The organism is Actinomadura scrupuli (genome assembly GCF_050971785.1).
GTDB classification, from domain to species: Bacteria; Actinomycetota; Actinomycetes; order Streptosporangiales; family Streptosporangiaceae; genus Actinomadura_E; species Actinomadura_E scrupuli.
The window spans coordinates 863,467-885,021 of sequence record NZ_JBPCCU010000002.1 but is presented as its reverse complement, the minus strand read 5'-3'; the positions used below and the strand labels follow the sequence as shown (position 1 = coordinate 885,021).

Annotated in this window: 15 protein-coding genes; 8 read left to right on the top strand and 7 right to left on the bottom strand. The window is 72.0% G+C overall.

The window, feature by feature from the left end; genetic code table 11:
* Positions 1–83: 83 nt before the first annotated feature.
* Both ACRYCC_RS11790 and ACRYCC_RS11785 read left to right on the top strand, forming a co-directional pair.
* Positions 84–1,469: a M1 family metallopeptidase gene (locus ACRYCC_RS11790; RefSeq protein ID WP_433811179.1), complete on the top strand. Its 1,386-nt coding sequence runs from the start codon at positions 84–86 to the stop codon at positions 1,467–1,469.
* Positions 1,470–1,580: 111 nt separating this feature from the next.
* Complete coding sequence (locus ACRYCC_RS11785) at positions 1,581–2,990, top strand: M1 family metallopeptidase (protein WP_433811177.1); 1,410 nt, start codon at positions 1,581–1,583, stop codon at positions 2,988–2,990.
* A gap of 140 nt (positions 2,991–3,130) precedes the next feature.
* Here ACRYCC_RS11785 and ilvA read toward each other — a convergent pair whose 3' ends face one another.
* Positions 3,131–4,348, bottom strand: coding sequence for a threonine ammonia-lyase (gene ilvA / locus ACRYCC_RS11780; protein WP_433811175.1), 1,218 nt, complete (start codon positions 4,346–4,348; stop codon positions 3,131–3,133).
* A 209-nt stretch (positions 4,349–4,557) separates the two neighbouring features.
* On the opposite strand from ilvA, the gene ACRYCC_RS11775 reads away from it, so the two are divergent.
* Positions 4,558–5,205: an HD domain-containing protein gene (locus ACRYCC_RS11775; RefSeq protein ID WP_433811174.1), complete on the top strand. Its 648-nt coding sequence runs from the start codon at positions 4,558–4,560 to the stop codon at positions 5,203–5,205.
* Between the two features lie 20 nt (positions 5,206–5,225).
* Here ACRYCC_RS11775 and ACRYCC_RS11770 read toward each other — a convergent pair whose 3' ends face one another.
* Together ACRYCC_RS11770 and ACRYCC_RS11765 are read right to left on the bottom strand one after the other, a co-directional pair.
* Entirely contained in the window at positions 5,226–6,194 is a 969-nt protein-coding gene (locus ACRYCC_RS11770) for an ROK family protein (protein ID WP_433811172.1), read from the bottom strand.
* On the bottom strand, positions 6,187–7,347 hold the full coding sequence (locus tag ACRYCC_RS11765) for an FIST signal transduction protein (protein ID WP_433811170.1): 1,161 nt from the start codon (positions 7,345–7,347) through the stop codon (positions 6,187–6,189). The genes ACRYCC_RS11770 and ACRYCC_RS11765 overlap by 8 nt, the downstream gene beginning before the upstream one ends.
* 241 nt (positions 7,348–7,588) lie before the next feature.
* Between ACRYCC_RS11765 and ACRYCC_RS11760 the strand changes: the two genes are divergently transcribed.
* From ACRYCC_RS11760 to ACRYCC_RS11750, 3 genes are all read left to right on the top strand, one after another.
* Entirely contained in the window at positions 7,589–8,989 is a 1,401-nt protein-coding gene (locus tag ACRYCC_RS11760) for a sigma 54-interacting transcriptional regulator (protein WP_433811168.1), read from the top strand.
* A gap of 75 nt (positions 8,990–9,064) precedes the next feature.
* Positions 9,065–11,017, top strand: coding sequence for a hypothetical protein (locus ACRYCC_RS11755; RefSeq protein WP_433811167.1), 1,953 nt, complete (start codon positions 9,065–9,067; stop codon positions 11,015–11,017).
* Between the two features lie 58 nt (positions 11,018–11,075).
* Positions 11,076–11,639 carry a hypothetical protein gene (locus tag ACRYCC_RS11750; protein WP_433811165.1) on the top strand — a complete coding sequence of 188 codons (564 nt, stop codon included), beginning with the start codon at positions 11,076–11,078 and terminating at the stop codon, positions 11,637–11,639.
* On the opposite strand, the gene ACRYCC_RS11745 is transcribed toward ACRYCC_RS11750, so the two are convergent.
* Positions 11,636–12,619: an alpha/beta hydrolase gene (locus tag ACRYCC_RS11745; protein WP_433811163.1), complete on the bottom strand. Its 984-nt coding sequence runs from the start codon at positions 12,617–12,619 to the stop codon at positions 11,636–11,638. The genes ACRYCC_RS11750 and ACRYCC_RS11745 overlap by 4 nt on opposite strands.
* A gap of 129 nt (positions 12,620–12,748) precedes the next feature.
* Positions 12,749–13,927: a cystathionine gamma-synthase gene (locus ACRYCC_RS11740; RefSeq protein ID WP_433811161.1), complete on the bottom strand. Its 1,179-nt coding sequence runs from the start codon at positions 13,925–13,927 to the stop codon at positions 12,749–12,751.
* Between the two features lie 169 nt (positions 13,928–14,096).
* On the opposite strand from ACRYCC_RS11740, the gene ACRYCC_RS11735 reads away from it, so the two are divergent.
* Together ACRYCC_RS11735 and ACRYCC_RS11730 are read left to right on the top strand one after the other, a co-directional pair.
* Positions 14,097–16,247 (top strand): MMPL family transporter, encoded by a 2,151-nt coding sequence (locus tag ACRYCC_RS11735; RefSeq protein WP_433811159.1) that lies wholly within the window; start codon positions 14,097–14,099, stop codon positions 16,245–16,247.
* A 217-nt stretch (positions 16,248–16,464) separates the two neighbouring features.
* On the top strand, positions 16,465–18,957 hold the full coding sequence (locus tag ACRYCC_RS11730) for an FHA domain-containing protein (RefSeq protein WP_433811157.1): 2,493 nt from the start codon (positions 16,465–16,467) through the stop codon (positions 18,955–18,957).
* A 9-nt stretch (positions 18,958–18,966) separates the two neighbouring features.
* Here the strand turns inward: ACRYCC_RS11730 and ACRYCC_RS11725 are convergent, their stop codons facing one another.
* Both ACRYCC_RS11725 and ACRYCC_RS11720 read right to left on the bottom strand, forming a co-directional pair.
* Positions 18,967–20,325 carry an outer membrane protein assembly factor BamB family protein gene (locus ACRYCC_RS11725; RefSeq protein WP_433811156.1) on the bottom strand — a complete coding sequence of 453 codons (1,359 nt, stop codon included), beginning with the start codon at positions 20,323–20,325 and terminating at the stop codon, positions 18,967–18,969.
* Between the two features lie 91 nt (positions 20,326–20,416).
* Positions 20,417–21,460, bottom strand: a complete 1,044-nt coding sequence (locus ACRYCC_RS11720) for an SGNH/GDSL hydrolase family protein (protein WP_433811155.1) — start codon at positions 21,458–21,460, stop codon at positions 20,417–20,419.
* Between the last annotated feature and the right edge of the window lie 95 nt (positions 21,461–21,555).

Here is a 21,555-nt window from a genome sequence, read left to right as displayed (position 1 = left end):
CGCCGGTCGGCCCCGGGCAAAATCTGGGGCCGGCCCGGCCGCGTCCCGCGACGGCCTACCCCGGCGCCGCCAGGCTGGGACCGGTGAAGACGACCGCTCGGGTGATGAGCTCCCTGGCCGCGACCGTACTCTGCCTGCTGCCGGCCGCCGCGCCGGTACGGGCCGCGACGTTCCTCCCCGGAGCACCGGGGGCGGGCGACCCGTACTTCCCGCTGGCCGGCAACGGCGGGTACGACGTCGGGCACTACGACCTGACCCTGCGGTACGACCCGGCCGCCCGGCGGGTCACGGGCACCACCGAGATCATGGCGACCGCCACCCAGGATCTGTCCCGCTTCGACCTGGACCTCCTCGGCCTCGAGGTCGGCGGGGTCACGGTCGACGGCCGGGCGGCCTCCTACACGCGCAGCGGACAGGAACTGGTGATCAGCCCCGCGGCGGGCCTGCGCCAGGGCCGGCGGTTCCGGGTGACCGTCTCGTACGCGGGCTCGCCCCAGACGCTCACCGGCTCGGACCTGGGCCGCACCGGCTGGCTCTACACCGGGGACGGCGCGGTGACGCTGTCGCAGCCCGTCGGGTCGGCGACCTGGTTCCCGGTCAACGACCATCCGTCCGACAAGGCCACGTACACGTTCCACGTCACGGTGCCCCAGGGCCTGACGGTGCTGGCCAACGGCGAGCCGGCCGGCCGGGCCGCGGGCGGAGGGACCGAGACGTTCTCGTGGCGGTCCGCCGAGCCGATGGCGAGCTATCTGGCGATGCTGGCGATCGGTCACTTCAAGGTCGCCACCGGCCGGACGCCCGGGGGGCTCCTCGGCATCACCGCGGTGGACGACGGCTTCGCGGCGAGCCTGCCCGCGCTCACCCAGGCGACCGCCGAGGCCACCGACTGGGAGGTGCGCACCTTCGGGGCCTTCCCGTTCGGCTCGACCGGGGGGATCGTGGACGACTCGCACGTCGACTACGCGCTGGAGACCCAGACCCGGCCGGTCTACGGCGACCCGCCGGACCACACCACGGTCGTGCACGAACTGGCGCACCAGTGGTTCGGCGACAGCGTGAGCGTGGCGTCGTGGAAGGACATCTGGCTCAACGAGGGCTTCGCGACCTACGTGGAGTGGCTCTGGGACGAGCAGCACGGCGGGCCGCCCGCCCAGCAGCGCTTCGACCGGCTGTACGCGATCCCGGCGGACTTCCCCGACTGGCGGATCGCGCCCGGCGATCCGGGCCCGCAGCGTCTCTTCGCGGTCTTCCCGGTCTACCACCGCGGCGCCATGACGCTGCACGCGGTGCGCACGGCGGTCGGCGACGCCGCCTTCTTCACGATCCTGCGGACCTGGGTGGCCGAGCACCGCCACCGCACGGCCTCGACGGCCGACTTCCGGGCGCTCGCCGAGCGCGTGTCCGGACGGCCGCTCGGCCCGATCTTCGACAGGTGGCTCTACACGGCGGCCAAGCCGGTGCGCTGAGCGGGGCTCCCCGCTGATTCGAGATCGAATCGCGCTTGCCTCGGATGGGGGCACAATGGAAGTTTGTTGCCATTGTGACGCTGAACAGCCCCCTTGACCGAGGATGAGTGAATGAGTAGAAGGATCCTGAGCACCGCCGCCGCGATCACCATGACCGCGGGACTGCTGGCCCCGGCGACCGCGGCGAACGCCGCGAGCCCGTTCACCCCCGGGGCCGCGGGGGCCGGTGATCCGTACTTTCCGGACATGGGCAACGGCGGGTACGACGTCCGCCACTACGACCTCGGCCTGGCCTACGACCCCGCGACCAAGGTGCTGTCCGGTACGGCCGTCATCAGCGCCACGGCGACCCAGAACCTGTCCCGGTTCGACCTGGATTTCCTCGGCCCCTTGAAGATCAGCAAGCTGACCGTCAACGGCAAGAAGGCCGCCTTCCAGCGGACCGGCGCGCAGGAACTCGTGATCACGCCCGGGCACGGGCTGCGCCGGGGCACCCGCTTCACCGTCTCGGTCACCTACTCCGGGGTTCCGCAGCGGATCGACGACCCGGCGCTGGGCGTCTCCGGCTGGGTCGCCACCGACGAGGGCGCCGTCGGGCTGAACCAGCCGTTCGGCGCCGCCACGTACTACCCCGTCAACGACACCCCCCGGGACAAGGCCACCTACAGCTACCGGATCACCGTGCCGAAGGGCCTGACCGTGCTGGCCAACGGTGAGCCCACCGGCACCTCGTCCAAGGGCGCCACGACGACGTCCGGCTGGGCGATCCGCAAGCCGATGGCGAGCGAGCTTTCGATGGTCGCCATCGGGAAGTTCAACGTCACCAAGGGCAAGACCCGCGCGGGCATCCCGAACATCACCGCGATCCAGAGCGCGCTGGACACCCGGCCCGGTCAGGGCAAGGCGTTCAACGACCTCACCGGCGACCTGGTGACGTGGGAGTCGGGCGTCTACGGCCGCTATCCCTTCGACTCCACCGGCGGGATCATCGTCAACGCGGGCGTCGGCTACGCGCTGGAGACCCAGAGCCGGCCGGTGTACGACCAGGAGTCCAGCGAGCTGGACGAGTCCACCATCGCCCACGAGCTCGGCCACCAGTGGTTCGGCGACAGCCTCACCCCGGCCAAGTGGGCCGACATCTGGCTGAACGAGGGCTTCGCGACCTACACCGAGTGGCTGTACACCGAGAAGACCACCGGGGTGAGCGTGCAGAAGACCTTCGACCAGGTCTACGCCCGACCCGCGACCGACGCCCGGTGGAAGCTGAAGACCGCCGACCCGGGCCGGGACCACATCTTCGACTGGACCGTGTACAACCGGGGCGCGATGACCCTGCAGGCGCTGCGCAACAAGATCGGCGACAAGGCCTTCTTCGCGCTGATCCGGCGCTGGGCCGACCAGAACCGGTACGGCAACGTCACCACCGCCGCCTTCATCAAGACCGCCGAGCAGGTCTCCCACCAGAACCTGAAGGCGTTCTTCACCGCGTGGGTCTACACCCCCGCCAAGCCCAGCCTCTAAGGCGCCTGCGGCGCCGCCAGGCCCCTTCAGGCCCCACCTCCCTCCGTGATCATGCAATCGTTCGCCGATTGATTGCATGATCACGGAGGGTCGAGCGCGTGATCAGGGGTGTCGGGGGCGTGGGGGGGCCGGGCATCGCGTCAGGACCGGTGCAGGGTGTAGCCCTCCTTGCGGAGGCGGCCCAGCACCTCCTCGCAGTGCTCGGGCCCGCGGGTCTCCAGGTGCAGCAGCACCTCGGCCTCCTCGACGTGCAGCCGGGCGGCCACCCGCTCGTGCATCACGTCCAGGACGTTGACCCCCAGCTCGGCCAGCTCGCCGAGCAGGGTGACCAGCGCGCCGGGCCGGTCGGTCAGCCGGCAGCGGATCACCAGATAGCGCCCGGCCACCGCCAGCCCGTGCCGCAGCACCTTGGCCATCAGCAGCGGGTCGATGTTGCCGCCGGACAGCACCGCGACGACGGGCGGTTCGAAGGCGTAGGAGTGCTCCAGGATGGCGGCCACCCCGGCGGCGCCGGCCGGCTCGACGACCTGCTTGGTGCGCTCGAGGCAGAGCAGCAGAGCCTGGGAGAGGGACTCCTCCGTCACCGTCACCACCGAGCGGATCAGCTCCGAGACCAGATCGAACGTGAGCGTCCCCGGCCGGCCCACGGCGATGCCGTCGGCCATGGTCGTCTCGGTCTCGATCTGCACCGGCTGGCCCGCGGCCAGCGACGGCGGGAACGCGGCGGCGCGTTTGGCCTGTACCCCGATCACGGCGCCCTTGCCCGGGGCCCGCAGTGCCTCGTCGACCGCCACGCCGATGCCCGACACCAGCCCGCCCCCGCCGACGGGCGCCACGATGGTGCGGACGCCGGGGCACTGTTCGAGGATCTCCAGCCCGATGGTGCCCTGCCCGGCCACCACGTCCGGGTGGTCGAAGGGGTGGATGAAGACCGCGCCGCGCTCCTCGGCGTACGCCTGCGCGGCGGTCAGGCAGCCGTCCACGGTCTGCGCCGGGAACACCACGTCGGCGCCGTAGGCCTTGGTCGCGGCCACCTTGGGCAGCGGCGCCCCCTCCGGCATGAACACGGTGGCCTTGGCGCCGAGCATCGAGGCGGCCAGCGCGACCCCCTGCGCGTGGTTGCCCGCGCTCGCCGCGACCACCCCGCGGGCCCGTTCGGCATCCGAGAGCCGCGCGATGCGGACGTAGGCCCCGCGGATCTTGAACGACCCGGTGCGCTGCAGGTTCTCGCACTTGAGGTAGACCGGCCCCCCGACCAGCTCGGACAGAAACCGGGAATGCTGCAACGGGGTCTCGACCACGACACCGCGGAGGAGTTCCCGCGCGGCCCGGATGTCGTCAACGCTGACGTGTCTCACGCTTCAGTGTCCCATTGGCGGGGACCCTGCTCGCCGCCCGCGACACGGCGTCCGTCGTGCGGCGGGACGGTCTTCATGGGAGGAGCTTTACGTCCCGGCCCGGTTGCCGGCCTCATCGCCGGTGGTAGGAGCAATGCCGGGTGCCGGAGGGCATCCCCGGTCGGCGGGGCACCGGGGAGCCCGCCGGAGTCCACGAGAGGAGCCGCTTCATGGTCGCCCATCCGGCGTCGGCCGCGGGCGTGAGCGTGCCCGACACCAGACTGGCCGCGGAGGCCACCGACCTGGTCCGGGAGCAGACCAGCGACCTGGTCTTCCACCATTCGCGCCGGGTCTTCTGGTTCGGCAGCCTGCAGGGCCGCGCCCGGGGTCTGAGCTGGGATCCGGAGCTGCTGTACATCGGCGCGATGTTCCACGACCTCGGGCTGAACGAGCCGTTCCGGGCCGGCGGCCGGCGCTTCGAGGTGGACGGTGCCGACGAGGCCCGGCGTTTCCTGCAGGGTCACGGAGTGCCCGAGGACAGCGTCCGGCGGGTGTGGACGGCCATCGCGCTGCACACCACGCCCGGCATCCCGCAGTACATGGAGCCCGAGGTCGCCCTGGTGACCGCCGGGGTGGAGTACGACGTGCTGGGCATCGGCTACGACGACATCGACGCCGCCGCGCGTGCGGAGATCACCGCCCTGCATCCGCGCCCGGACTTCAAGCGCCAGATCCTGCGGGCCTTCACCGAGGGCATCGCCCCCAGGCCCGAGACCACCTTCGGCAACGTCAAGGCCGACGTCCTCGAGCACTTCGTCCCCGGCTTCCGGCGCGGCGACTTCGTGGAGGTCATCGAGAACTCCCCCTGGCCGGAGTAGCCCGGCGACCGGGAGAGGGCTCAGTCGGCGTTCCAGTACCGGTCGGCGGCGAACACCAGGGCCGCGGCGCCGATGAGCCCGGCGGTGTGGCCGAGCGCGGCCGGTACGACCCGTACCTCCCGGGCGTACTCCATGCGGGCGTGCGCGCGGAACGTCTCGTCCACCGGGTCGAACAGCAGCGGACCGCCCTGCGAGAGGCCGCCGCCGATCGAGACCACCTCGAGGTCCAGCAGGTGGGTGGCCGAGGCGATCGCGATGCCGAGCGCGCGGCCCGCCCGCCGCATCGCGGCGGCCGCGACGGGGTGCCCGCGCCGGGCGTCGTCGGCGAGGTCCACCTCGGTCACGTGGGGCATGTCGGGGCGCCAGTCGCGGTCCTGTGCCCAGCCGACCAGGCCCGGCCCGCCGGCGATGGCCTCCAGGCAGCCGAGGCCGCCGCACGCGCACTCGGGCCCGTCGGCGTCGACGACGACGTGGCCGATGTGGCCGGCGTTGCCGCTGGCCCCGTCGATCAGGTGCCCGCCGAGCACGAGACCGCCGCCGACCGCGTCGGAGACCACCATGCCCAGGATGTTGTCGGCGCCACGGCCCGCGCCGCGCCAGTGCTCGCCCACCGCCATGCAGACCGCCTGGTTGTGCACGCGGACGGGCAGCCCGGGGTGGCGCTCGCGCAGCCGCTCGCGCAGCGGGAAGGCCTGCCAGGCGGGGATGTTCAGGGGTGAGACCTCGGCCACCGGCCAGGTCATCGGGCCGCCGCAGCCCACGCCCACCCCGGCGATCTCGGGGCTGCCGTTGTCGGCGAGCAGTTTGTCGACCATCGACTCGAGGGTGCGCCACAGCCCCTCGGCGTCGAGCCGGTGCCCGGCCACGGCCTCGACCCGATCATGGGCGGAGATCCGGCCGCCGGGCTCCACCAGGCCCGCCGTGATCCTGGTGCCTCCGATATCGATCGCCAGCACCGGCTCCTCGGTGCCGGACCCGGCCTCAGGCATCGTCGTCGCCCCCGAACGCGAGGATCGACGCGGTGAACCCGTGCACGTGGTTGCGGCCGCCCACCGGGCCGATCTCGCCCGCGGCGAAGAAGCCGCCGACCCCGCCGGCCCCGAGGGTGCTGCGCACGACCCGCACGTCGTGGTCGGAGGTGGGGAACATCGCCCGCCCCCGGCCGTTGCACGAGAACAGCAGCGCCCCCTCCATCGGGCCGACGTCGAAGCGGCTCAGCAGCCCGGCGAGGTCGTCGTCGGCGGCGCCCGCGTCGCGTACCTGGAACCGCACGGTCCGGCCGACCTCCACCACGTCCCCGATGGCGATCGCCCCGGTGTCGGTGTCGGCGCCCACCACCCCGCGGACCAGGAAGTCGCCCTGCTCGTGCTCGTCGGCGTACTCGTCCATGGCGACGCCGATCAGCAGGCCCTGGGACGCGAGTTCCTGGTCGTGCTCGGCCAGCTCGGCGACGATCTGCTCGAGCTTGTCGAGCGCGGGCGCGCCGGCCAGTTCGTACAGCACGTTCTCGTCGGCCTTGGTCACCACCATGTCCGGGCCGATCGGCCGGGCACCCTGGCTGACCAGGGTCATCGCGGTGACCGGGCCGCCGATCACCACGCCCACCGCACCGTCCTCGAAGACCTCGTCGTCCACGAACAACCGGGTGGAGCCGCGGCTCTCGCCGCCCGCCAGCCCGCCGACCAGCGGCAGCCCGGGCAGCACCTCGCCGGACCGCTCGACGAACGCGTCCACCGGGAAGGTGAACGGGTCGGCCAGCAGCACGCCCACCACGTCGTCGTCCTGCCCCTCCGGCATGCCGACCACGACGAGCCGGTCCTCGGTGCGCAGCGTCTCCAGCCGGAAGGGCTCCAGCCGCGCGCCGGGCAGCACCGCGGCCCAGACGCTCACGGCACTGGTCTCCTCGATCCCCCGGCCGCCCCCGATCACTCCGGAGGCGCTGCACCCCACGACCGTGCGGGCGTCCGCGACGGCCATCGCCCGCCGGGCCGCGTCCTCGACCTCGTCGGGGTCCTCCCCGGTGACGAACACGCACAGCAGGTCGGGACGGCCGGTCAGCGGCGCCACCGCCTGCCGTACCGCCGACTCCGCAGCGCTCAGGAGATCTGGGCCGAGCGCCAGCCCGTCGCCGAACCGAGCCACCGGCGTCTCCCTCCTCGTGATCCGTTCCCTGTCTGTCCCCGGGAACCGGGAAGCTATGCGAAGATCGCCCCGCCGGACCCATTCTCCTTCCTGGCACCGTGATACCGAGACTACTGCCGGGCAAATTGCCATCCAATAAGCGGTTTGTCGCTTTCTCTGGGGCCTTCCATGCGCCGACATGACCAGATCACTGACCCGGACCGGGTGCAAGTCCGTACATCAGCGACGTAGTGTCGATCCCGTGCGTGATTCCGAACCCCAAGAGACCACGCTGGGTGAGCTGCGAACGAGCGGCCACGTGCAGCGCACCGTCAAGGCCGAGCTACGGCACAACCTCCTGACCCGGCTGAAATCCGGGGACAACCGCTTTCCGGGGATCGTCGGGTTCGACGAGACCGTGCTCCCCCATCTGGAGCGCGCCCTCATCGCGGGGCACGACCTCGTCCTGCTGGGCGAGCGCGGCCAGGGCAAGACCCGGCTGATCCGCACGCTGGTCGGGCTGCTCGACGAGTGGACCCCGGTCATCGACGGCTGCGAGATCAACGACCACCCGTACGAGCCGGTCTGCGTACGCTGCCGCCGCCTCGCGGCCGACCTCGGCGACGGGCTGCCCGTCTCCTGGAAGCACCGGAGCGAGCGGTACGGCGAGAAGCTGGCCACGCCGGACACCAGCGTGGGCGACCTGATCGGCGACATCGACCCGATCAAGGTGGCCGAGGGCCGCACCCTGGGCGACCCGGAGACCCTGCACTTCGGGCTGGTGCCGCGCACCAACCGCGGCATCTTCTCCATCAACGAGCTGCCCGACCTGGCCGAGCGCATCCAGGTGGCACTGCTGAACGTGCTCGAGGAGCGCGACATCCAGATCCGCGGGTACGCCCTGCGGCTGCCGCTCGACGTGCTGCTGGTGGCCAGCGCCAACCCCGAGGACTACACCAACCGGGGCCGCATCATCACCCCGCTGAAGGACCGCTTCGGCGCCGAGATCCGCACCCACTACCCGCTGGAGCTCTCCCTGGAGCTGGAGCTGATCCGCCAGGAGGCCAGGCTGGTGGACCTGGGCGCGGAGGTGCCGGACCACCTCGTCGAGGTCATCGGCCGGTTCACCCGGCTGGTCCGCGAGTCGACCGCGGTGGACTCCCGCTCCGGGGTGTCCGCGCGGTTCGCCATCGCCGGGGCCGAGACCGTCGCGGCCGGAGCCGTACGGCGGGCCGCCCTCACCGGCGAGGAGCCTCCGGTCGCGCGGGTGTGCGACCTTCCCGCCGTGGTGCCGACGCTGCTCGGCAAGGTGGAGTTCGAGGTCAGCGAGGAGGGCCGCGAGCAGGAGGTGCTGGAGCACCTGCTGCGGCGGGCCATCGCCGAGACCTACCGGCGCACGCTGGGGCCGGCCGACCTGACCGGGCTGCTGGACAAGTTCGACTCCGGCGAGACCGTCGACTCCGGCGAGCTCGTCGCCGCCCCCGAACTGCTGCGCCGTATCGGCAAGGTGCCCGGCCTGGCGAAGATCATGGAACGGCTCGGACTGACCGGGGAGTCCCCGGGGCAGGCCGCCGCCGCCCTGGAGTTCGCCCTCGAAGGCCTCTTCCTCACCCGCCGCCTGTCCAAGGACGACACCGGCGGCACCAGCACCTACCGAACCTGACACAACCCCTCCGTGATCATGCAATCGATCGTCGATCGATTGCATGATCACGGAGGGAGAAGGTGGGGGGCTCAGATGAGTCGCTACAGATATGGGTCCTACCACGAGGGGCCGGATCCGCTGGCGCCGCCGTACGACGTGCGCGCCGCCCTCGACGAGATGGGCGACGCGGTGCTGGACGGCACCGACGCCGCCGAGGCCCTGCGCGACCTGCTGCGCCGTGGCCTGCCCGGCGCCGACCGGCGGCGCGGGCTCGACGACCTGCTCCGCCAGGTACGGGAACGCCGCCGCAGCCTGCGCGGGCAGGGCCGGCTGGACGGCACCCTCGAGCAGGCGCGGGCACTGCTGGACAAGGCGATCGGGCAGGAACGCGCCACGCTGTTCCCCGATCCGAGCGACGACGCCCGGCTGCGCGAGGCCGAGCTCGACACGCTGCCCACCGACACCGCGCAGGCCATCCGGCGGCTGACCGACTACGACTGGCGCTCGCCGGAGGCCCGCCGGACCTTCGACGAGCTCAAGAACCTGCTCCGCCGGGACGTGCTGGACTCCCAGTTCCGCGGCATGCGCGAGGCCCTGCAGAACCAGGATCCGCAGACCATGCAGCGGATCAAGGAGATGATGGGCGCGCTCAACACGATGCTGGAGAAGGACGCGCGCGGCGAGCACACCCAGGAGGACTTCGACCGGTTCATGCAGGAGTACGGCGACTTCTTCCCCGACAATCCGCAGAACCTCGAAGAGCTCGTCGACTCGCTGGCCCGGCGGGCGGCGGCCATGAACCGGCTGATGGCCTCGCTGACCCCCGAGCAGCGGGCCGAGCTGTCCGGGCTGATGGAGCAGACGCTGGAGGACGCCGGGCTGGCCCTGGAGATGTCCCGGCTCTCCGACGCGCTGCACGGCCGCCGCCCGGACCTCGACTGGGGCAGCCCGGAGCACATGACCGGCGACGACCCCCTCGGCATGGGCGACGCCACCACCGCGCTGGCCGAGCTCGCCGACCTGGCCGATCTCGAGGCCGCTCTGAGCCAGGACTACCCCGGCGCGCGGATGGACGACATCGACGAGGAGGCCGTCCGCCGGGCCCTCGGCCGCCACGCGGTCGACGACCTGGCCGCCCTGCGCCGCATCGAGGCCGAGCTGGAGCGCCAGGGCTACCTGCGCCGCAAGGGCGGCGGGCTGGAGCTGACCCCCAAGGCGGTGCGGCGGCTCGGTGAGACGGCGCTGCGCCGGGTGTTCTCCCAGCTGGAGGCGGGCCGCCGCGGGGACCACGACCAGCACGACGCGGGCCAGACGGGCGAGCTCACCGGAGCCAGCCGCGAGTGGAGGTTCGGCGACGAGCAGCCGCTCGACGTGGTCCGCACCCTCGGCAACGCGGTCCGCAGAGGCGCCCGCGCCCCCCGCATCGCCCTCTCGGTCGACGACTTCGAGGTGCTGGAGACCGAACGCCGTACGGCGGCGGCGGTGTGCCTGCTGGTGGACCTGTCGTACTCCATGGTGCTGCGCGGCACCTGGGGTGCGGCCAAGCAGACCGCGCTGGCCCTGCACGCGCTGGTCTCCAGCAAGTATCCGCAGGACGCCATCCAGATCATCGGCTTCTCCAACTACGCCCGGGTCCTGCACACGACGGAGATGGCGGGCCTCGACTGGGACATGGTGCAGGGCACCAACCTGCACCACGCGCTGATGATCGCCGGACGCCACCTCGACCGGCACCCGGACTTCGAGCCGATCGTGCTGGTGGTCACCGACGGCGAGCCGACCGCGCACCTGCTGCCGGACGGCCGTTCGCTCTTCGACTACCCGCCGTCGCCGGAGACCCTGACGCTGACCCTGGCGGAGGTGGACAAGATGACCCGGCGCGGCGCCACCCTGAACGTCTTCATGCTGGCCGAGGACCGCAGGCTGGTGGCCTTCGTGGAGGAGGTCGCCCGGCGCAACGGCGGCCGGGTGTTCGCCCCGGCGGCCGACCGGCTCGGCGAGTACGTCGTCAGCGACTACCTGCGGGTACGCCGCCGGGCGGGGTGACCGGCTCGCCCCGCGGACCTGCTAGGCCCGGGGACGGCCCCGAACTAAGGTCGTCCCCATGCCGAATTCCGACCGCCTGCTGCTCATCCTGCACATCGGCTTTGCGATCTTCGCGCTGGGGCCCCTGACCGCCGCGATCATGGCGACGCCGCGGTACATCAGGACGCGGAACGTCCCCGTCCTGCGCTACCTGCACAGGGCGACGCGGATCTACGGGCTGGGGTCCCTGGGCATCTTCCTGTTCGGCCTGCTCCTGGCCAAGGGAGAGTTCGCACGGGTGTGGCTGACGGCGTCGATGACGCTGTTCCTCGTCGCGCTGGTCCTGCTGCTGCTGGTGGACCGCGACCAGAGCCGGGCGCTGCACGCGCTGCAACTGGCCGCCGGCGAGCCGGAGCCGCCCGCCCCGGCGGAGCCGTCCACCACCCCGGCGCCCGCCGGCGCCGAGGAGCCCGCCGCGGCCGGGAAACCCGCCGCCGGGCCCGAGGCGGAGCCCGCCGCCGCGCAGGGGGCCGCCACCGGCGAGATCGCCGAGGTGGAGCGCGGCCGGATCGCCGCGCTGTCCGGCGTGATCGCGCTGCTCTGGCTGGTGATCCTGTTCCTGATGATCTGGTACGGCGGCTAGCGGCGGGTCACCGAGTAGACCCAGTTCACCACGGTCGCCGCCACCTGCGGGTCGGCGAGCAGACCCGCGCCGTGGGCGGAGCCCGGCACCCGGACCAGGGTCGCGGGCACCCGCACCGCGGTGAGGACGTCGCGCAGTGCGACGCTCTGCTCGTACGGCACGAAGTCCCCCGCCGAGTGCATCAGCAGCATCGGCGCGTCGCCGCCGTCCACGTGGTCGACCGGGGTGACGTCCTGCAACCGGTCCCAGCAGGCCGCGCCCTGCGGCCGGGGGGTACAGCCGATCAGCTGCGTCACGGCGGTACGCAGCCTGCGCTGGGAGGCCCTGGCCGCCGGCCTCGCCCCGTCGAGGTAGGCGAGGTACGGCGAGTTCACCGGCGACAGCGCCACGACACCGCGCACGTTCTTCCGGCCGGCGCCGTACGTGCCCAGCATGGCCGCGAGCTGGCCCCCGGCGGAGGCGCCGACGACCACGATCCGGTCCGGGTCGAGGTGGTAACGGGACGCGTTCCGCTTGATGTAGGTCAGCGCGGCCGACGAGTCGTCGCGCTGTGCGGGCCAGTGCCGCTGCGGGCTCAGCCGGTAGTTCGCCGCGAAGACGGCGTAGCCCCGCGCGGAGAGCCTCCTGGCGAAGTTCTTCCACGAGCCCTTGTCACCGGTGAGCCAGTATCCGCCGTGCAGCAGCAGCACGCCGGGCTGCCTGCCGGCGAGCGGCGTGGTCCAGTAGGCGTCCAGCCGCTGGCGCGGGTCGCTCCCGTAGGCGTAGGTCTGCTGACGTACGGGAAGCGGCAGGTCCGCCGTGGACGCCGGGGCGACGACCTCGGGCACCCAGGGAGCCGGCGGAGTCGCCGGAGTCGCCGGAGTCGCCGGCCTCGCCGTGACGGAGGTCCTCCCGGTGGCCGCGGTGGCCGCCTCGGCCGCTGCCACCGTGGTCGTCCCTGCCACGGCGAGGGTCATGCCGAGGGCCAGCACCTTGCGCACAGGCGTCCCTTTCTCGGGGGAGAGACGCTCAGCATAAGGGGTGGATCATGAAACACGCCTTATCCACGCAATCCCGCGGGCGGCCGGCGTCACGGGCCGTCCGGGCGCCGGTGGCCCGGCCGAGGGGTCTCAGCCCAGGGCCCGCCGGAGGTCGGCCAGCAGATCGGCGGTGTCCTCGATGCCGACCGACAACCGCACCAGGTCCGAGGGCACCTCCAGCGGCGAGCCGTTCGCCGAGGCGTGCGTCATCCGTCCGGGGTGCTCGATCAGGGACTCCACTCCACCCAGGGACTCCCCGAGCGTGAACAGCTTCGTGCGCTCGCACACGCCCACCGCCTCGTCCTCACCGCCGGCGAGCCGGAAGGAGACCATGCCGCCGCCAGCCTTCATCTGCTTGGCCGCGATCTCGTGCCCGGGGTGACCGGGCAGCCAGGGGTAGAGGACCTGCGTCACCCGGGGATGGCGCACCAGCATCTCGACGATCTTCTCCGCGTTGGCGCAGTGGCGGTCCATCCGCACCCCGAGGGTCTTGATCCCGCGCAGCGTCAGCCACGCGTCGAACGGCCCGGCGACGGAGCCCATGGCGTTCTGGTGGTACGCCAGCCGCTCGCCCAGCGCGGCGTCACCGACGACCAGCGCGCCTCCGACGACGTCGGAGTGGCCGCCGAGGTACTTGGTGGTCGAGTGCACCACCACGTCCGCCCCCAGCTGCAGCGGCCGCTGGAGGTACGGCGAGGCGAAGGTGTTGTCGACGACCAGCAGGGCGTCGGCGGCATGGGCGGCCTGCGCCAGCGCCGCGATGTCGGCGATGCCCAGCAGCGGGTTGGTGGGCGTCTCGACCCAGATGGCCACGGTCTCGGGCCGGATGGCGGCGCGTACGGCCTCGAGGTCGCCCAGCGGAACGGGGTCGTAGGAGACCCCCCACGGCTCCAGCACCCGGGCGAACAGCCGGTACGTGCCGCCGTACGCGTCGTCCGGGATGATCACGTGGTCGCCCGGCCTGCAGACCGTCCGGAGCAGGGTGTCCTCGGCGGCCATGCCGGAGGCGAAGGCGAGCCCGCGGACGCCGTCCTCGATCGCGGCCAGGCACTCCTCCAGCGCGGTGCGGGTGGGGTTGGCGCTGCGGCTGTACTCGTAGCCGCCGCGCAGTCCGCCGACGCCGTCCTGCTTGTAGGTGGAGACCTGGTAGATCGGCGGGACCACCGCTCCGGTCGTGGGGTCGGGATCCTGGCCCGCATGAATCGCGAGCGTGTCGAATCCGGCCATCTCACCGGCCGCGTCCTGTCCCTCGTACCCCCTGGAAGTCATGACCATGAGAGTAGCCGTTCACGCCTCCCCACCACGTCATCCCCTACCAGAGGAGGAGAGGCTCCCTCGCAGGTAGCAGGAGGAAGTTCCACGCGTGGAGCGAGCGAATCGGTCGGTTCATCTCGTACCGTTGACCTGGATTTTACGAAAACTCGCGAGAGAAGGTGTCATGTTCGGGCGGCTCGGGCACGTTGTAGTGCGACATCCGTGGTGGACGATCGTCGCGTGGCTGGTCACCGCGGTCGCCGTCATCGCGTTCGCTCCCAACCTGGAGACCAAGACGGACCAGACCGACTTCCTGCCGTCGAAGTACGAGTCGGTCCAGGCGGCCAAGCTGGCCGACACCGCGTTCCCCAGCGAGGACCAGAAGACCAGCCCGGAAATGATCGTGGTCAAGCGGTCCGACGGCAAGCCGCTGACGGCCGCCGACCAGCAGAAGGTCGCGCAGCTCACCCAGGCCATCCAGGCCAAGCAGATCCCCCAGGTCAGCAAGGTGCTGACCGGCCCGGACACGCTGGCCAAGGACCAGTCGATGCAGCTGATCGCGGTGCCGCTGCCCTCCGGCTGGGACCAGGACACGCAGAAGAAGAACAGCGACGCCGTCAAGAAGATCCGCACGGTCACCACCGACGAGATCCGCGGCAGCCCGCTGACCTACGGCGTGACCGGTAACGTCGCGAGCCAGGTCGACAACGAGAAGTCCGACCAGCAGACCCTGGCCCTGATCGGCATCGCGACCATCGTGCTGATCATCGTCATCCTGGCCGTCATCTTCCGCAGTCCCATCGCCGCGGTGCTGCCCATCGTGGTCATCGCCCTGGTGTCGTTCGTGTCGAGCGCGGTCACCGCCATCGTCGGGAAAGCGGTGGGCCTGAACATCGACAAGGGCTTCGAGACGATCATCGTGGTGGTGCTGTACGGCATCGGCACCGACTACATCCTGTTCCTGCTCTTCCGCTACCGGGAACGGCTGCGGCTGGGCGAGGACAAGAAGGTCGCGATGATCAACACGGTCGAGCGGGTGGGCGAGGCCGTCGCCTCCGCGGCCGGCGCGGTCATCGTGGCGTTCCTGGTGCTGCTGCTCGCCTCCTTCAAGTCCTACGGTGCCCTCGGCCCGCAGCTGGCGATCGCGGTCGGCGTGATGTTCATCACGTCCATGACGCTGGTGCCCGCGCTGGTCTCGCTGATCGGCCCGGCGGTGTTCTGGCCGTCGAAGGCGTGGAAGAAGGAGCCGAAGCCGGGCCTGTGGGTCAAGCTCGGCGGTGCCGTCGGGCGCCGTCCGGCGGTCACCGCGCTCGCCTCCGGCCTGCTGCTGCTCGTGCTCGCCGTGGGCGCGCTCGGCTTCAAGGCGGACTACGACTTCACCGCCGGCGCCCCGCAGAACACCGAGTCGGCCAAGGCGATGAAGGACCTGCGCAAGAACTTCGCAGCCGGCACGCTGACCCCGACCGACGTCTTCGTCAAGGGCGGCGGCCCGCTCGACCAGGCCACCGTCGCCTCCTTCGGCAAGACCCTGTCGGGCGGGCCCGGGGTCGCCCAGGTCGCCCCCGCCGTGATGAGCGCGGACAAGTCCGTCGCCAAGCTCAGCCTGGTGCTCAAGCAGAACCCCAACTCCAACGAGGCCATCAGGCTGGTCAAGGGGCCGCTCAGGGACTACGTCCACAAGAACGCCCCGCCCGGCACCAAGGCGCTGGTCGGCGGTCAGACGGCGGCCTTCGCGGACATCAACGTCATCAACAACCGGGACCTGTCGGTCATCCTGCCGGTCGCGGTGATCCTGATCGCGATCATCCTGGCCCTGCTGCTGCGCTCGCTGGTGGCACCGCTCTACCTGGTGGTGGCGGTGCTGCTGGGCTTCGCCGCGACCCTCGGCGCCACGGTGTTCCTCTTCCAGGGCATCGAGGGCAAGCCCGGCCTGATCTTCCAGTTGCCGATCTTCCTCTACCTGTTCGTCATGGCGATCGGGACGGACTACAACATCCTGATGATCGCCCGGCTCCGGGAGGAGGCGCGTGAGGGCCACAGCCCCCGGCGCGCAGCCGAGCTCGGGGTCCAGCACGCGGGCCCGACGGTGGCCGCGGCGGGTGTGATCCTGGCCGGCACCTTCGGGGTGCTCGTGCTGTCGCCGATGTCGTTCGTGGCGCAGATCGGCTTCGGGGTCGCGATCGGCATCCTGCTCTCGGCGTTCGTGATGTCGGCCTTCCTGGTGCCGGGCCTCACCGCGCTGCTGGGCCACTGGGCCTGGTGGCCGGGGCACGGCGACGCGGTCACCGGCCACGCGCAGCAGGAGACGGACCGGAGCCCGACCCCGGTGCACTGAGGCTCGACGGCTCGTGGTGAGCCGCCTGCCCGGAGGTGTCCCGGCGGCGCGCTCACCACGGCGAACAGGACGCACAGGGCGTTCCGGCCACGGCCGGGGCGCCCTGTGCGCCGTCCGGGGCGGGAAGTAACACCCGCCACAGCCGAACTGTCAATGCACAATGTTCTTTCTGCGATGGATATAGAAACCAACCCGTACCGACCTACACTCAGGTGACATGCCGACCGAGCGCTCTACGGGGTCGTCGCAGCTCATCGTGCGAACGAAAGACGCCGTCCATCGGCTGCATCCGGGGTCCTCATATCGGGTGGGTCGCAATCCTGAGGCCGATGTCGTCGTGGCCGACCCACGGGTGTCGTGGGAGCACGCGATCCTGCGCGGCGGCCTCGATGGCTGGTTCATCGAGGACCGCGGCAGCACCAACGGGACCTTCGCCGACGGCGAGCGGGTCGGCCGGATCCGGGTCGACGGCGATCGCGTGATCCGGCTGGGCAACCCCGAGACGGGTGCGACGCTGGCGTTCTCCATCGCCGCACCCCCCGCGGATCCCCGGCCGCGGGCCGACCGGCCTCCCGGCTTCGCCGTCCCACCCCCCGTGGACCCCAGACCGCGGGCCGACCGGCCTCCCGGCTCCGCCGCCCCGCCCCCCGTGGAGCCCAGGCCGCGGGCCGACCGCTCTCCCGGCTCCGCCCCGCCCGCCGGCCACCCCGGGCCCAGGGTCGACCGCTCCCCCAGCTCCGTCATCCAGCTGCCGCCCCGCGCGGCCACCCGCACGCTGCGGATCGGGCGCGCCACCGACAACGACATCGTGCTGTCCGACCTCGTGGTCTCCCGGCACCACGCCGAGCTGCGTGCCACCGGCGACGGCAGGTACCGGATCGTCGATCTCGGCGGCCACAACGGCACCTTCGTCAACGGCATCCGTACCAACTCGGCGGTGCTGGGCGCCGAGGACATCGTGGGCATCGGGCACGCGACGTTCCGGCTGGTCGGCGACCAGCTCCAGGAGTACCTCGACACCGGCGAGGTGGCGGTGTCGGCGCAGGCGCTGACGGTGCGCACGCCCGAGGGCAAGGTGATCCTGGACCACGTGAGCTTCCCGATCCCCGAGCGCTGCCTGGTGGGCGTCATCGGCCCCAGCGGGGCGGGCAAGTCGACCCTGCTGGGCGCGGTGACCGGCACGCGGCCCGCCTCCGAGGGCGCGGTGGTGTACGACGGCCGTGACCTCTACACCGACTACGCCGAGCTGCGGCACCGGATCGGGCTGGTCCCGCAGGAGGACATCCTGCACACCCAGCTGCGCGCCCGCCGGGCGCTGCGGTACGCGGCCGAGCTGCGCTTCCCCGGCGACACCAAGGCCGCCGAACGCGACCGGCGGGTCGAGGAGGTGCTGGCGGAGCTCGGTCTGGGCGCGCACGCCGACACCAAGATCAGCTCGCTGTCGGGAGGGCAGCGCAAACGGGTCAGCGTGGCCCTGGAGCTACTCACCAAGCCGTCGCTGCTGTTCCTGGACGAGCCGACCTCCGGGCTCGACCCGGGCCTGGACAAGTCCGTCATGGAGCTGATGGCCGAGCTCGCCCACGAGGGCCGGACCGTCATCGTGGTCACCCACAGCGTCGCCAACCTCAACGCCTGCGACCGGCTGCTGGTGCTGGTGCCCGGCGGCCGGGTGGCGTACTACGGGCCGCCGCAGGAGGGTCTCGCCTACTTCGGCCTGCCGGGCTGGGCGGACGTCTTCCAGGCCTTCGACCGCGAGCCCGACCGGGACTGGGCGGCGGAGTTCCGGCGGTCCCCGCAGCACGCCCGCTACGTGGAGGCCGGGCTGAACCCGGGCCGCACTCCCGTCGGCCCGCCCCGGATGGCGCCGCCCCGGCCGCCCCGGGCGCAGGGGCGCCTCGCGCAGCTGAGCACCCTGTGCCGCCGCTACCTGTCGGTCATCGCCTCCGACCGCAGCTTCCTGATCCTGCTGGCCGTGATGCCGCTGATCCTGGGCGGCCTGATCCTGGCGATCCCCGATCCGGGCGGCTTGGTGCCCGTGGCCGGTCCCGGCGGCAACACCGATGCCACGTCGAAGATGCTGGTCCTGGTCTTCGGCGCCTGTTTCGTGGGCACCGGCAACTCCGTACGAGAAATGATCAAGGAACGCCCGATCTTCCGCCGAGAACGGGCGGCCGGCCTGTCCGCCGGCGTCTATCTGACCTCGAAACTCCTGGTTCTGGGCGTCATCACCGGAGTGCAGAGCGCCCTGCTGGTCGCCATCGGGCTGCTGGGCCACAAGCTCCCACCGGACGGCACCTTCACCGCGCCCCTGCCCGAGCTCATGATCTCGATGGGCGTGCTGGGCATCGTCTCGATGATCCTGGGCCTGATCGTCTCTGCGGCGGTCGGCACCTCGGAGAAGACCCTGCCGCTCCTGGTGGTGATCTCCATGGGCCAGCTGGTGCTGTGCGGAGCCCTCATCCAGCCGCTCGCCGGCAAACCGGGCCTGGAGCAGCTCGCGTGGCTGTCACCCTCGCGCTGGGGGCTGGCGGCGGCGGCCGCCACGATCGACCTGTCCAAGGTCGCCCCCACTCCGGGCAAGCCGGACGGGCTCTGGGAGCACACCTCGGCCACCTGGCTCATGGACATGGGCATCCTGGTCGGCAGCGGAATCATCTTCGCCCTCATCACCTGGTGGATGCTCCTGCGCCAGCGCCCCGGCCGCCGGTAGCCGGACCGCTCACCCGTACATGCCGGGGCTGGTGCCCTTCGCGTCGTGCGCGCCGTGCAGCGCGCCGTTCTCGTCCCGCCACACCCGCCAGCCGTCGACCGCCCCGGTGTACCAGGCGGGCGGGGGGCCGGCGTCGCCGACCCGCTTGCCGGTCGCCAGGTCGTAGGCGCACAGCGGCGCCACCGGGTAGAAGCCCGGCCGGTCCTGGATCTGCAGCTGGGCGGGGTCGACCGTGCAGAACGACCAGGACGTGAGCCCCTTGACCGGGACCGGGGTGGTGCGGGCCAGGTCGTACGCCGCCCCGGCCTGGTCCTTGGTGTAGAAGCCCAGCGCGGACAGGTCCGCCGGGAACGCCAGCCACCAGGCGCCCTGCGGCGTCCGCCCGGCCGGGATCTGGGAGATCGTCCGCCCAGAGCGCGGGTCGAGCCGGGCGAAGCCGCCGTACTTCCCGGACGCGTCGATCTCACGGGTGATCAGTGCGATGGCGGGATTGGCGCTCGGGTAGACCCGGAGCAGCCGTGGCCGGGTCCACGTCTGGTGACCGTCGGCGAGCCGCAGGCCGAAGAACCCGAAGGTCGACAGCGGCTGGCCCTTCTTCGCCTGGTACGGCGCGAGATACCCGACCAGGGTGTCGCCCTGGGCGCCGAACGCCCAGCCCCCGGAGAGGTTGACGCCCATGCCCACCGCCTGCTCCACGGGGAAGGTCCACAGCGTCCTGCCGGTCTTGAGATCGTGACCCTCCAGCACCGGGTGCTTGGCCATCCGGAACACCACGACCCGGCCCGCCCCGCCCGGGGCGCGGCCGGCCGCCGGATCGTCGCTCCACTCCACCTCGGCGATGCCGGGCATCTTCCACAGGGCGTGCCCGGTGGCCGGATCCAGCGCGACGAAGCGGGCGTCCTTGCGGGCGGTGAACTCCGACATGCACAGGTACGGGCCGCAGCGCACGGGACCGAACGTGGAATCGACCGGGCGGGTCCACTTCTGCCCGCCGGTGCGCGCGTCCCGGGCCACCAGGGTGGCGTTCCACCTGCCCTGTTTCTGGGGCTCCAGGGCCACGACCACCGCCGTGCCCGCGGCACCGGCCACCGCGGGCGGCTGCACGCCCATGCCGGCAGGCCGGCCGGCCATGGTGGCGGCGCGGGACCACAGCCGCCTGCCCGCGGCCAGATCGTAGACGTCGGTCTCCAGCGCGCCGTCCTTGCGGAGACCGGTGACCGCGGTGACGCCGGCACCGCTGACCGGCCTGCTGACCGCGTTGACACCGGTGTCGGCCCACAGGGTGCCGGCCGCGGCCCGATCGGCGGCGGGCCCGCCGGAGCAGCCCGCCAGCAGTGCGCCGATTGCGAATTGTGCCGGAATGATCACTTTGTGTAGTCGTCGATGGGCGTGCGAGGCCATGAGGGACTCCCGGGGGTAGACGGGCCCTCTCCTCGCGATGGATCCGAGACCGAGACGGTCAGGCCGCGCCGGGTGCGACCTCCGGGGTGGCCGAGCCGTCCGGCTCGGTGACCTCGATGACCTCCCGGCGCCGCAGCAGCGTGGCCCAGCGGCCCCGGGGCCCGCGCTCGCGGCCCGCGACCCTGGTGCCGGCCACCTCCGTGCCGGGCTCCTCGGCGGCCTCCGCCGCCGCGAGGTAGATGGGCAGAACACCTGCACCGCGACGTTTGCCGGCCCTGGACACGAGCCAGTCCTCCGACTCCCCATCCGGTTCCAGCCCCAGTGCGGCAGCCATCGACGGTAGCACCGCCATCGCTGCCGCGGCGTAACCTCGCGCAGACGGATGGTAACGATCGGCGGAGAACATCTCCCGCGGCGCGGCGGCGAACTCCCCGCCCAGCAGGTCGCCCATGGAGACCGTACGGCCGCCCTGCTCGACGACCGCGATGGTCTGCGCGGCGGCGAGCTGACGGCTGGCCCGCTGGGCGATCCAGCGCAGCGGCTGCATCACCGGCTCCACCGACCCGAGATCCGGGCAGGTGCCGACGACCACCTCGCAGCCGGCCGCGTGCAGGCGGCGCACCGCCCCGTCCAGATGCCGTACGGATTCGCCCGCGGTCACCCGGGCGGTGACGTCGTTGGCGCCGATCATGATGACCGCGATCTCCGGGCGGGCGGCCAGCGCCTGGGTGACCTGCGCGTCCAGGCCCGAGGACCGGGAGCCCGAGATGGCGACGTTGGTCAGCCGTACGGGCCGGGAGGCGATCGCGGAGAGCCCGGCCGCCAGCAGCGCCGCGGAGGTCTCGTCGGGCCGGTCCACCCCGAGCCCGGCCGCGGTGGAATCGCCGATCATGGCGAAGGAGATGGGATCACCGGGGTGTGACGCTCCGTAGAGGCCGTCGGTGCCGGGAGGAGCGCCGTAGGGGCTGGCTTTGATGATCTTGCGGGCGAGTTTGGCCTCCACGACCAGCAGCCCGAAGGTCATTCCGCCGAGCACCGTGATCCCGCCACCACCGACGGCCGCCGCCGTCGCGATCCGCCGGGCGGTGAGCGCTCTGATCATCGGGCCCCCTGTTTGCTGACGCCTGGCTCCTCGCCTGTACCTGATAGATCCCCGGATCTGCCGAGGTGAGCTACCTTCGGAGAGAAGAATCTATC